This window comes from Dyadobacter sediminis (genome assembly GCF_005860765.1).
GTDB lineage: Bacteria > Bacteroidota > Bacteroidia > Cytophagales > Spirosomataceae > Dyadobacter > Dyadobacter sediminis.
Genome location: NZ_VCEI01000030.1, coordinates 87973 through 101543, shown reverse-complemented (window position 1 = coordinate 101543; position 13571 = coordinate 87973). Strand labels below are relative to the sequence as shown.

General features: G+C 41.4%; 11 protein-coding genes. All 11 read right to left on the bottom strand.

Features of this window, described 5'->3' with window-relative positions:
- Positions 1–611: 611 nt before the first annotated feature.
- Positions 612–1382 carry a cytochrome c3 family protein gene (locus tag FEM55_RS21865; protein ID WP_082218015.1) on the bottom strand — a complete coding sequence of 257 codons (771 nt, stop codon included), beginning with the start codon at positions 1380–1382 and terminating at the stop codon, positions 612–614.
- Positions 1379–2140 carry a hypothetical protein gene (locus tag FEM55_RS21860; RefSeq protein ID WP_082218014.1) on the bottom strand — a complete coding sequence of 254 codons (762 nt, stop codon included), beginning with the start codon at positions 2138–2140 and terminating at the stop codon, positions 1379–1381. Before FEM55_RS21860 ends, FEM55_RS21865 begins: the two co-directional genes overlap by 4 nt.
- A gap of 23 nt (positions 2141–2163) precedes the next feature.
- On the bottom strand, positions 2164–4173 hold the full coding sequence (locus FEM55_RS21855) for an FAD-binding oxidoreductase (protein ID WP_082218013.1): 2010 nt from the start codon (positions 4171–4173) through the stop codon (positions 2164–2166).
- A 29-nt stretch (positions 4174–4202) separates the two neighbouring features.
- Complete coding sequence (locus FEM55_RS21850) at positions 4203–5078, bottom strand: hypothetical protein (RefSeq protein ID WP_082218012.1); 876 nt, start codon at positions 5076–5078, stop codon at positions 4203–4205.
- A 611-nt stretch (positions 5079–5689) separates the two neighbouring features.
- Positions 5690–6073 carry a DUF6799 domain-containing protein gene (locus tag FEM55_RS21845; RefSeq protein ID WP_082218011.1) on the bottom strand — a complete coding sequence of 128 codons (384 nt, stop codon included), beginning with the start codon at positions 6071–6073 and terminating at the stop codon, positions 5690–5692.
- Positions 6074–6836: 763 nt separating this feature from the next.
- Positions 6837–7298 carry a hypothetical protein gene (locus FEM55_RS21840; protein ID WP_082218010.1) on the bottom strand — a complete coding sequence of 154 codons (462 nt, stop codon included), beginning with the start codon at positions 7296–7298 and terminating at the stop codon, positions 6837–6839.
- A gap of 174 nt (positions 7299–7472) precedes the next feature.
- Positions 7473–7817 carry a four-helix bundle copper-binding protein gene (locus FEM55_RS25525; protein WP_082218009.1) on the bottom strand — a complete coding sequence of 115 codons (345 nt, stop codon included), beginning with the start codon at positions 7815–7817 and terminating at the stop codon, positions 7473–7475.
- A 30-nt stretch (positions 7818–7847) separates the two neighbouring features.
- Complete coding sequence (locus tag FEM55_RS21830) at positions 7848–8456, bottom strand: DUF305 domain-containing protein (RefSeq protein ID WP_170916751.1); 609 nt, start codon at positions 8454–8456, stop codon at positions 7848–7850.
- Positions 8457–8581: 125 nt separating this feature from the next.
- Positions 8582–8791 (bottom strand): heavy-metal-associated domain-containing protein, encoded by a 210-nt coding sequence (locus FEM55_RS21825; protein WP_082218007.1) that lies wholly within the window; start codon positions 8789–8791, stop codon positions 8582–8584.
- A gap of 60 nt (positions 8792–8851) precedes the next feature.
- The gene (locus FEM55_RS21820) at positions 8852–11116 is read right to left on the bottom strand and encodes a heavy metal translocating P-type ATPase (RefSeq protein WP_082218006.1); all 2265 of its coding nucleotides are present in this window, start codon (positions 11114–11116) and stop codon (positions 8852–8854) included.
- A gap of 325 nt (positions 11117–11441) precedes the next feature.
- A complete protein-coding gene (locus FEM55_RS21815; protein ID WP_082218029.1) occupies positions 11442–13508 on the bottom strand; it encodes a copper-translocating P-type ATPase in 2067 nt (688 codons plus the stop codon).
- Positions 13509–13571: the final 63 nt, after the last annotated feature.

Here is a 13571-nt window from a genome sequence, read left to right as displayed (position 1 = left end):
TCAAAACAAGCTATTTAAATTTGATTAAAAGTAGAACCTCTTCTTTCAGCGCTTTATGATAGTGGTCATGTTTGGAAATGACAATCCTCAATTTTATTTTTTTACAACCCGGTATCCATACCTATGTATTTAATCAATCCTCATAAGTGGTTTTCCCTTCATAGCAAAGTTCCTCTTATTGATACGAATAATCTTACATACCTTTGGGTTTAAGTTGCATAATTTACTGATATAAAAATGAGAGAACGGATACAAGTCACGGTTACAGCGAAAGTGCTTTGTTCATTGTAAACTAAGGTTGTTATTAAACAGACCTTTGCTATTGATTATATACCTGCACCCTTCCTCCATCTACCACCAGAACAGTGCCATTGATAAAGCTTGCTTATTTGATGCTAAAAAGCAAAATAGCAGCAGCAATTTCAGGGCTTACCAATGGTGCCTTCGATTTTTTCAATACCGCTTTTTACATTAGGCTTTTTCCTAGCATTGGCGCATCCACAGCGCCATAAAGCTCAGATAGCATTGGCCATCGATTAGCATTTGACTATAGTCGATTATTTTCATTTCATTGGTTTGATGAAGTATAGCAGATGCTTATTCAATGTGTTTTAATGGTGTTTATAAAAACCCACTCCCTGGATATCATTCCATGAAGTTGTTTTATGGCAAGAATAACATTGATTAACTAAAACAGCTTCGCAACAACCGTTCCCTTTTTCATCACTTCGGGCGGCAACCTTTTTAGAAACCATTTCGAAGTGCATCATATAGTGGCTCGGCGGAGCCTGGTGGCATTGGGAACAATTAATAGAAAGTACCGACGGATGCTGGAACTCAGGAATTGTCCACTGGGTAGCGGCATGGCAGGATGCACAATTATTGCCCATCAAACCAAGATGCTTATCTTTTGTGCCGTGGCAGGTGGCACAATTAAGTTTTGCAATCTGATCTGAAACCAGCGGGTGGTCAGCCGGTATGATTGATTCATCTAACTGAAAAGATTTTTTTTCATCGCCAATTATTTTTTCACCAAGAAGCGCCATTGCCTCGTGGTCCATCACCCGCAAATTCGCATCTGGGCCCTGGTGTTCAATATGACAGGAGGAACAATTGCCGATCACACCGTGAAAAGCAGTGGGCTGCCGCTCTAGTAAGGCCTTGTTATCGCCATGGCAGGTGATACATTTTGCATTGTCGACACCCATTGTAGCCGTGTGGCAGGTTGCACAATTGGCTGAAAGCATTTCATGGGCAGAAGACAATTTACCTGGACTTGCTTGTGCTTGCCAGCTATTTTTTTCTGTAAAATCAAAATTACCGTAGTGAGAAACTACCGCTATGTAAAATATAAGAATAAGTATGCCAATTAATTTTTTCATCTAAGATATCTTAACCCAAAATAAATGGCTGACCAAATATGCAGTATCAGTAAAATATAAAACGCAGAAGATGTGATGATATGGATTTTTAACCATCGGGCTGTTCTTCGTTTTAGTAATTCGTGTGTTTTAATAGCATATTCAAGATCCGCAATGGACTCAGTCAAAAGCAAAGCCCGGTGCGATAGCAGGGATTTAGGATCTGTAGCAATACCCTGAGTGCCTACAAAGCTGTTGAAGGCACGGCTTATCAAATTATTGGAGACAACATGACTCGCCCCTGATTCTGGTTGCTTACCTATCTCATTAATTAACTGGTTGTATTGCGTAGCCAAAAGGTTGAGTTCAGCTTGTTTCTCATTGACTTCTTTTGATGAATAACTAAGAAAATACCTTCCTGTAAAACCACTTAATACCGTAAGCATCATCATTACGGTAAGCCATATACCAAGATTGCTTTCGAATCGGTGGCCCGTGTGGAGTATAGCAAGAATGGCACCAACGATGCTTGTATAAACATGCCAGGTAAGTAATGTGCCCATTGAAATACGCTTTGTAATTTTTTCTTTAAAAAAAGGTATCCGTTTGGTGGCTGAATATAAAAGAGGCGGCACAATCATCAGCAAAGCGGCTGTAATTGCCAGTATGCCACCGGTAAGGCTACCTGCAAACCGTGGAGACTGATGCACCAAAAAGCCTAACCACAAAATAAGTTGTAGTATAAGCATGGAGACCATGATGGTGCGTTCCCGTTTCATTTATGTATTCCTTTCGTAAAAATTTAAGCATCAACTGAAACAGCTTCGGTTGCCTTTGCCTGACAAGCCAAAATTATATTTTCCGCCTTATCCTCCTCTGTCAATGCATCTTCTACGGCCATGGTCACCATACCTGAAATCAACTTTATTTTGCACACACCGCATGTTCCAACGCGGCAGGAATAATCGATGTTAGCGCCGGCCTCTTCCGATGCTTCGAGTACCGACTTATCCGCTGTAAGTACTGCTGTTTTATTTGATTTGACAAACGTGACCACCCCACCCTTATCTTGCTCAGGTGAAGCAGGTTCTTTATTCTGGGACACCGCAGCTTTTCCTTCTTCAGGTGTGGCAGCTGGCTGCGCTGCTTCACTTCCCTCTGGTGGTTTTACAGGAGCACCAGTTGGTTGTATCGGCGTTTTAGCTGCTGGTGGCGGGCCGGCAAATACCTCTACCATCACATTTTCCTTAGGCACTTTTAACGCATCCATCATCAATTTTACCGCATCCATCATGGGTTTTGGCCCGCAAATGTGAATCATACGGGATATAATATCCGGCACTCGTTCTGTTATTATTTCTTTAGTAATATGACCGGGGATAAAGTCAACCCCGGCCTCGCCTTGTTGTTGGCTAAGTACAAAAAACACATGTAAATTAGAGTAGCGTTTTTGCAGGTATAATAGTTCTTCTCGAAAAATAATACTGCTTTCATTCTTACATGTAAAGAAAAAATAAATTTCACCTTTCCAGGAGCGGTCTGTCAAATAACGGACGGCACTCATCATTGGCGTTAATCCTACGCCACCACCAATGAATACAGCGCTGTCTGCATGTGTTTCTGTAAAAGTGAATTTGCCAGAGGGCCCGGTAAACTGCATTAATTCTCCAATATGAACTTCGTTGTGCATATAATGCGAAACCGTTCCCTTCTCTTCGTGCTTAACCGTTATTTCGCAATATTCTGTATGTGTGGGCGAGGAAGCAATCGTATACGAACGTTTTACAGGTACACCCGCTGGATTAATGGTTACTGTAATGAACTGGCCGGGCAGGAAATTAAAGGGGATTTTTTTACCTCCTGGTTCTGTAAGGCGGAAAGTTTTTACATTGGGCGTTTCTAAAAAAATTTCTGCAACAAGCAAAGTACCTGTCCATGAATTTGGTTTTGATGGTGCACTATCGGGATTTACAGCAGGTGGTGCTCCGGCTTTATCAGCAGGGGAAGCAGTCGGAATAGTGCCCGGTTTATCTGCGGCAGATGCTGCACCTGATTTATCCGAACCTGGTGGTGGTACATCCTCTTTTGGATTGCCCGATAATTTTTCAACAAGTGCATTGGCACGTTTCATTTTGTGGAAATACATCCAAACCATCGTTACTGCAAACGCGGTGAGCAAAAACATGGTGATGTAATGAAACCAGGAAAGCCCCATAAAACTGTGCTTTTTTGCATTTTCGATGGCATTAAGGTTCATTTCCCTGTTAAACCATTGTAAAGCTGTAAGGCGTGGGTCTATACTTTCTGCTAATGCCCGCTGGCCTTCCAGGCCGCTTTCCAGCATCATTTGTCCGCGGTGCATCTGTTGGTTTGCTTCTTTCATAGCCTCCAGATCCTGCAAACGGGTGGCACCTGAAAGTTGTTTTAAACCTATATCCAGCAAGGCATTACCTTCGGTAATTTGCTTATTTGCTAACTGGTTTATTTCAATACGTTTTTCCGGGGTGAGCTCATTTGCCTGCATCAGTGTAGGATACATTTCCTTATTGGTAGGCTTGCCCATATCCTTCATCATATCGCCCATGCCTGCCCCCATTCCACTGGCTTTCTTACCAGCACCTATATCCTTCGTGGCACCGCTGGCATCTTTTGCATTTGCCATCTTATTCATTGAAGCAGCAGTATCTGCTGCTACTTTGTCGGGATGGTGGCCTGCATGCTCATCAGCAGTTTGTGCAATAGCGGAAAATGCAAAAACAGTAAAAATTATGCAGAAAAGAGCAGTAAAAATGATACAACGGAACAAATTCATCGTAGAATATTTATGGTCGTCTATTAAAATTACATATCATCATCCTTCATAGGCATTGGTTTTTTGTCTTTTTTCATTTTATCTGCGCCCATTCCCATCATGTCCATGCCCTTGTCCATCATATCCATACCCTTATCCATATCATCATCCATCATGGGCTTATCTGCTGGTCCCATAGCTTTGCTGGTCATACCTTTGCCCATATCCATCATATCCATGCCTTTATCCATCATATCCATATCATCAGACATGGGTTTATCGGCCATAACGTTGCTGTCTTTTCCCATCATTTCTTTACCCATGGTAATCATCGCCATACCTTTATCCATCATACTCATGCCGGTTTGCATCATCGGCTTATCCTTGTTTTTTAGTGCATGCTGGGTAATCATTTTGCCAGACTTAGCTACGTCTAATCCCTGATGAATCATATTCATTCCGTTATCACTCATATCCATATCTTTTCCTGCTGTCTTTTTTATGCTATCACCCATTGCCATTTTATCATCCATATCTTCATTTTCATGTTCAGGCCTATTCATGGTACTTTGTCCGGCTTTTACCATTTGCATTCCCTTATCCATTTCAGCCATCCCATTATCTATCATTGACTTATCATTGGCTTTTTCCCCTTTGTTAACCAGTTCGTTGCCGGATTTAATCATTTCCATTCCCTTATGGATTTCCTCAGTAACGTCGCCATTCCTTTGCACGTTAGATTGTGCAGTAGAGTCTGTTTTTAGACTATTATTAGTATTACTACCATTACAGCCAATGATGAAAGCAGACGCAAATAAAATAATGATGAAGCCCACCATTAATGACAAACCTGTACTTTTACTCTCTATAAATAGTCTACAACCTGTACCAAAAGAAATACGGCTTATTGAAATTGATGTTTCCATAATGATGATTTTTATCTGTTTTAAAATACTATGAGTTTCGAAAAATTAAATTTGTATTGTATACGATACCTTTCACTTAATTACTTACTTGGTGTCAATTCATTTCCATATCATTATGTTCGTTTTTCATTTGAAGACAGTGTAAGGCGCAACCACCATATTGTTTGTAGTTCCCATGGACCAGAAGAACCGTTTTCCCATTTTTATCTTTGACTTCACAAGTTCCATTCATTGGAGCAGAAACAGTTAAGCTATAAGTAGCTCCGCATTTGAGATGTTAAAGGTATGTACCATTTTTTCTATCTTCATTTGGTCATCATTACATGGTATTTCTTGACGTCTATCTCGTGTTTCTCTTCGTCCAACTTTATGTTATATCCGTTTTGTCATCATGGGCAAACATAACCGTACTAATTGAAAAGGTATCATCAGTATTGTATTCTTAATTTAAATTTTGGTGCTTCCATTTTGCTTTTGCTTATCAATAAGCATGTTCTTAAGATTATGATCTCTTTCAATGGTATTCCTTCAAAATGCTATGGGCACACCTTTATCCATTTTTATTTTTTGACACCGTAAACTTATAACGGAACCTTGCTCCAACTCTTCTATTACTGCATCTTCATTTTGCCCATTCTACCTTTCCTGGTTGATTTTCCCTTCAATGGCATCTTGCTTATCATTCCTTCCATGTCCATCATATCACCATTCTTCATTGTCATTGTTGCACCATCTTTGTTTGTATACATCCCGTCCGCCATCACCTTCGTACCATTTTGCATTGTCATTTCTTTATCCATAGGAATTTCTTCGCCATTTTTCATCATCTTCATTCGCCCATCCTTCATCATTATGTGGTCTTTCTTCATGTCCATTTTGTGATTCATTTTCATTTTTTCGCCCATTTTCGCCTGGGAGAATGCTGTGGTACTTAAAGCAAGAGCTATAATTAACATCAGTAAATTTTTCATCTTTTTATAAGTTGTGGCTTCCATAGTTTTGTAAATGGTTGCCTGTTTAAATAAATTATTTTACTATTTCTTTGACAACTCGACAATTATTTTCCAATTCTGGAACTATTAAAACTTCGCATCACCAATGCGATGACTACTACAATTAAAATTACTCCCAAAAGGATTTCTGTTATTGAGTAGGAAGAATTATTGTTTAAATTATCATGACCATTCCCAGATTCTGTGCAATTACGCCTAAACTGAAAGTAAAGGCTAAAAATAACATTGTTAGTTTTTGCATCTATTTATAAGTTTATCCGAATCGCTTCCTCAAAATATCAAGGGGAAATCTTTCTTACTTTGCTGACCGGGATAATGTATGGAGCTGCAAAAACTCCCAGAAAAAAGTACTATCCACACAAATCATGAAATGCATTGCTCCAAAAATTGAAACCATTATCTATTTCCATTTTTTTAGTTTTTAAACTCTCTTCTAAGGTTTCTTTGCAACTATGATTAGATTTACTATGGGTTAAAGATCGGTGCGCTTGTTTTTAAAAATATTGCAAAAGCCTGTTTAAAGGTTGTATATATCACATATTGTCTAAACTATTGGACTAAGTCCAATATCCTTTGCAAAATTCTGGTTATTATGCTGCATGATATTTAACACATTTTTTTAGTTTAATTATTACACGATCCATTCACGGGAAAAATGTTAATATGTTAATTATCAGACAATTAACATATTAATAAACTGATCCCTGACCTGAATGTGGGTGTGGCAAATATCACAAACTTTCAATCATTTCATCTTCATATCTTTGTGCGCGCTTTTCATCTGAAGACAATGCATCGCGCAGGCTCCATACTGCTTATAATTTTCATGAACCAAAAGCACGGTTTTTCCACTTGTATCTTTGACTTCGCATATCCCATTCATAGGGATAGATACTGTTAAGCTGTCAATGGCCCCGCTTTTTACATGATAAAGGTAAGTGCCGTTTTTTGCGGCTTTGCCCGAGGTTTTTCCTGTTATGGCATCGATTGCATTCCCGGCATCGTCGATGTGGGCGATTTTTACTCCTGCTGCATCTTTGATTATCCCATCACTGGTAACCCAGCCAATGTGTTTTCCTTTTGCATCAGTAATCTTTCCAGTTGCATCAATAGAAGGTACTGGCATTTTGTAATTTTGTGCATAAGAGCCATTTCCAGCTAAAAAAAGAAGAAATGCTAAAAAAAGAATAAATTGTTGCGTTTTCATTTGATTATCAGATATTTACGATTTCAACAAATCTACCTCAAAATACAGTATATAAACATGACAAGGATCAGTTTTTAATATGATCGGAATCCAACCAAATTGCCGTATCATCCAAAATAAAAACGGATAACCATTACTGATTATCCGTTATACTTTTTCGATAAAATATCTTCCTTACACCGGTGTGGCCATCTCCTCACACGCTTCAGCGCACCGTCGGCAAGCTTCTGCACATTGCCGGCAGTGATCCATACCCATTTCAGCGTGCTTTTCGCATTCTTCGGCACATGCTTTACAAACGTCTGCACAAACCCTGCATAGGTGTGCACTGAAACTACTTCCCAAACTCATTACTTCTGCCGCGCTGCGGCAAATAGCAGCACATTCCAGATCAAGCTGGATACATTTGGCCATATGGGCTACATGTTCTTCTTTTAAGCACTCTGTTGCACAGTGGCTGCAAGCTACTGCACATGCCACACAGGCATCAATACAGTCTTTGAATTGTTGATGTGCCATAAGGTATTTTTTTTATTTTTATATGAAAAATTATTTACTTCTGTTCGCTAGTAAAAATGCCTGGAACGCTGCAATTTCCTTGTTTTGTTCCTCAATAATCATCGTTGATAAGGTTTTCAGCTGAGCACTTTTACCCATTAATAATTGCATTTGAGCCATTTCCGTGGCACTTTGATGATGCCCAATCATTAATGTGGCAAAATCCTGGTCTATGCTGCCATTGATGATCTGAAGATCTGACTGTTTTTCCATACGCTCCATTCCTTCCATCATTTTCATATGGAACTCCATATTCATTGTTGTAGGCGTAGCGCTGGCAAGAAATGAGTCTAGGGTAGCAATCTCCTTTTGCTGAGCATCAATTATGGCTTGCGCCATAGCTTTCATTTCACTGTTGCTTCCAGATTTTAACTCTAATTCAGCCATCTCTATTGCACCCATATGATGCATTTTCATCATAGTAGCATAGTCAATGTCGGGATCCTGGGTTACTTTCATCGTTTCCATTTCGGCCATCATATCGTGCATCACTGTCATCATTTGATTTTGGTCATGCGCTTGAATAGTGATTTTATCATCACCATCGTTATCGTCCGAACATGCGGTGGTAAAAGCCATAAGAACTGCAAGTCCTAACATTCTGTACGTTGTCTTCATGGGGTTGTCTTAAAATAAAGTTTAATCAGCCTGATTCTCAGGCTGATTAAGTAATAAAAAAAACTATGCCATTACCTGCTTGATGCAGGACAATCTAAATATTATGATCACTCTACTTTCTCTATAACAAAGCCTGCCTCTTTCACGGCTGATATGATACTGTCTTCATTACCGTCAGAGCTTACCGTTAAAATCTTTTCCGGATTATTAATATCCACATCCCAATTACCAGTTCCAGCGGTTTCATTTAAACCAGATGTAACTTTTGCCACACAACCACCGCATTTAATATTTGTTTTGAATTTTAGAGTTTCCATTAAATTGTCTGTTTTGAATTTGAATTAATTGTAAGTACGTATTCTTGCTGATGCAAATTTTTAAAGCTTCGCTGTCTTTAACCTTAAACTATTACTTACTACTGACACCGAACTGAGTGCCATTGCCGCTCCGGCGATCATTGGATCAAGTAAAAAACCATTGATGGGGTACATTAGGCCGGCAGCAATTGGGATACCGATCAGGTTGTAGATAAAAGCCCAAAACAGGTTTTGTTTTATTGTCTTAACTGTTTTGCCTGAAAGCTTTAATGCTTTGGGTACCATGTTCAGATCAGAAGTAATCAAAGTCATTTTTGCAACATCCATAGCGATGTCCGATCCCTTACCCATCGCAATACTGACATCTGCCTGAGCCAAAGCATGACTATCATTGATCCCATCCCCAACCATGGCTACTATCTTTCCCTTTGATTGCAGCTCTTTAATAAAATCTGCTTTCTGAGAAGGCATTACATCTGCCTTAAAATGTTTCAATCCAACCTGTTGGGCCACAGCAGCTGCCGTTTGTTTATTATCACCTGTCAGCATATAAACCTGGATACCTCTGTCTTGCAATGTTTCAATAGCTTTCTTGGACGTAACCTTAATTTTGTCAGCAATGGCAATGACTGATATTACCTCTGTGTTATTTGCAAAGTAGATTACTGTTTTTGCCTGTTGTTGCCATTTTTCTGCTCCACAAGAAAGCCCGCTATTGATGCTGATATTATTCTCATCCATTAATTTTTTGTTCCCGACGAAATATTCAGTCCCATCGTAATTGGCCTTTACGCCCAAACCCGTTAAACTTTCAAACTGCTGCAGGCTTACACCTTCAATGCTTTCCTCTTTGAGAAAGCTGGTCACGGCTTCTGCCAGAGGGTGTTCTGATTGGGCTTCTATTGCAAATAGTATTTGCTTGAATATCTTTGGCTCACCCTTAATTGCATTCCAGGAAATGTCAGTAACCACAGGCTTACCCTCGGTTATGGTGCCGGTTTTGTCCAGGATTACCACATTTACCTTATGGCCTAGTTCCAGGCTTTCGGCATCTTTGATTAAGATATTGTTTTCAGCGCCTTTCCCTATACCTACCATAATGGCGGTAGGAGTAGCGAGCCCAAGTGCGCATGGGCAGGCAATGACAAGCACGGTAACGGAAGTTAAAAAGGCGTGTGTAAACGCATTTTCGCCTCCAACCAGCATCCAGGTTACAAATGTCAGTGCAGCGATACCGATCACGACTGGCACAAAAATACCGGCTATCTTGTCAACCAGCTTCTGAACAGGCGCTTTACTTCCCTGGGCCTCTTGCACCATCTTGATGATCTGGGCAAGGATCGTATCACCTCCTACCTTTTGTGCTTTAAATTGAAAACTACCTTTCTGATTGATTGTGCCTGCAAACACTTTCTCTCCCAGGCTCTTTCTTACGGGAACGGGTTCCCCGCTGATCATGCTTTCATCAACGAACGAACTGCCCTCTGTTACCTCTCCGTCAACTGGAATTTTTTCGCCAGGCCTGACCAATAAAATGTCGCTAACCTTTACCGCTGATATCGGGATTTCCTGTTCTAGGCCATCAATGATTGCCCTTACGGTTTTCGGCTGCAAGCCTATCAATTTTTTTATAGCAGATGACGTGTTGGACTTTGCCTTTTCTTCTAATAGTTTCCCCAGGGAGATAAAAGCGATTACAACTGCTGCCGCTTCAAAATAGACGTGTGCGTGCAAACCTTGATTGTGCCAGAATTCCGGGTAAATCGTATTAAAGGCACTAAACACAAAAGCAATCCCAGTACTTAGCGCCACCAGGGTATCCATATTGGCTTTTCCATGCGTGGCCTGTTTAAAGGCATTCATAAAAAAGCTGCGTCCCAGGTAAAATACAACGGGCGCTGACAATGCCATCATGATCCAGTTGCCGTAAGGCAGCGCGTCCATAAAGAACATCCCAATTACGACAATAGGAAAAGAAAGAAGGGCAGCCCAGAGCGTACGTCTTTTTAACTGCTTATAGTGACTGAGCTGAGCATCTTGCTGCTCTTGCTGTGGGTCTTGCGAATCAACAATCAGATCGTAACCAACAGAGCGGATTAGACTTTGCAAGCCAACGGGTTTAATCGTTTCATCATCATATTCAGCCCAAGCTGTCTGATTTGCATAGTTCACGCCTGCGTCCTGGACTCCCTTGGCGGATTTAAGCATGCTTTCCACACTTACCGCGCAGGCTGCGCAGGTCATTCCAAGGACCGGAAAGGTTTTCTTTATATATTTATTCGAAGCTTTTTTAATGCTTGATTTATCTGAAATAAGTGCTTCCATTGTCTTGATTTATTTATACAAAACTAAGCTGAAGCGCATAAGATTTTATTACACAATTAGCTATGAGGTGTGCATAGTTTTGTGAATTCAACTTCATCAGAAGACGTTTAGTGCAGCCAACTTACTGAGAAATGCTGCTGATCTTACCTTGACCGCTTTGCTTTAATGCGACCGGCTGTGTAGGATGACCTTGGCATTTTATTTCGATGTCTTTCCAGCCGCTCATTTAAATCAAGCCAGTCCTTGTGCAGGTAAACAGGCCGGAAAGATTCCAGCCTGTTCTTAACAAACTCATCAAATTGTTGATTTGTCATAACCATAGCATTTAATTTACCCTAAGTAGCTTTGCATTAATGGCAACCACGATCGTGGATGCACTCATCAGGACTGCTCCCATCGCAGGGCTTAACATAAAAGAGGGATATAGCACACCGGCAGCCAACGGGATTGCTATGACGTTATAACCGATTGCCCAAGCCAGGTTTTGTACCATTTTTCTGTAAGTAGCCCTGCCGAAGGTGATCATTTGTACTACATCCATCGGGTCGCTGTTTACCAGGATAATATCGGCGGTTTCAGCTGCCACATCCGTCCCTGAACCAACAGCAATGCCAACATCTGCCTGCGCGAGTGCAGGAGCATCATTAACCCCATCACCGGTCATGGCAACAATCTCACCTTTATTTTGAAACTCTTTTACCTTATCCTGCTTTTGATGGGGCAACACATTAGCCAGGTACCCGTCCATGCCCAGCTTTTTGCTGACGGCTTCTGCAATCTTCTCATTGTCCCCTGTAAGAAGAAAGGTTTTAATGTTCATCTTTTTCAGTTCAGCGATTGCCTGGGCTGCATTTTCGCGGATGCTATCGGCGAAGGTGATCAAGCCAACAAGTTTGCCATCAACAAGTATGAAGTTTACCGTGTCGGTCGCCTGATCAACCTGGTCGGGAATAGTGGGCACCGGCTTGTTTTCCTGCTTGAAATAATTAGGTCCGGCTGCTACCACTTTCTTGCCATCTACGGTACCGGTCACACCAATGCCCTGCATATAATTGAAATCGGTTGACACCCAGAGCTGCAAGCCTTTTTCTTTTAAGCTTCTGATGACTCCATGAGCGATATGATGTTCCGAGTTCTGTTGTACTGCGGCAGCATACTGCAAAATCTGATCTGTTGATAACTGCTCGTCAATTGGTATAATCTGTTGTATTTCATGGGAGCCTTTGGTCAATGTGCCTGTTTTATCGAAAATGATCGTGGTAAGGTTACGGGCATTTTCAAAAGCGGTACGGTTGCGTATCAAAAGACCATGCGTTGCCGATAGGGTAGTCGAAATGGCAATAACCAATGGGATGGCAACCCCTAACGCATGCGGACAGGATGTGACCATGACGGTAACCATTCTTTCCAAGGCAAATGCCAAACTCTGCCCACTTGTATACCAGACAATAAAAGTAACGACCCCAACCGTAATCGAAACCAGCGTTAACCATCCCGCCACTTTATCGGCCAGGTTCTGTGTATTTGATTTTGCGCCCTGAGCGGTCTTGACCATGTTGATCACCTTTTGCAGATAAGTCTCATTGCCTGCACCGGTAACATGGACTTTCAAAACACCATCGCCGTTGATTGCTCCGCCAATTACTTTATCGTCTTTCTGCTTTTGGACGGGCACGCTCTCCCCGGTGAGCATGCTTTCGTTCACATAAGAACTACCTTCCAGGATCAATCCATCGGCCGGGACCTTTTCGCCGGGTTTGACAAGTAATATATCACCGCTGCGAAGGTCTTTTAATGGGATGTCAGTTACCTGATGATCTTTTTCAACATGGACCATTGAAGGAAGCAAAGCGACCAGCGATTCCAGGGCTTGCGAAGCTGCCATCTGCGATTTCATTTCCAGCCAATGCCCGATTAGCATAATATCAATCAAGGTAGCCAGCTCCCAAAAGAAGTCCATCCCTTCCAGCCCAAAAACCACGGCTACACTATACACATACGCAGTAGTAATAGCAACCGCCACCAGGGTCATCATCCCCAGGTTCTTGCTTTTTAGCTCCCTGACAAGGCCCGTCAGAAACGGCCAGCCCCCATAAAAGTATATGATCGTACTTAGTGCTAAAAGCACATATTGATCACCTGCAAACGTCCAGTTAAAACCAATCCACTGCTGGATCATATGCGATAGTAAAAGGATCGGCACTGTGATGACCAGACAAATCCAGAAGCGCTTTAAAAAATCTTCGGTGTGATGTCCTGCATGCTTGTCATGGTCACTATGCCCATCAGCCTGCGCAGTGGGTGCGTGGTGCTCATGAGAAGATCCAGTCATAGAAGGCATGGTTTCCGCTGGCTTTTTGGGATGATGCTCATGGTGGTGGTGATTTTCCATTGATTTGATTTTGTTTAAAAACTGGAACCTTAAACGCACTGAGTGGGCAGCCGCAGCAACATC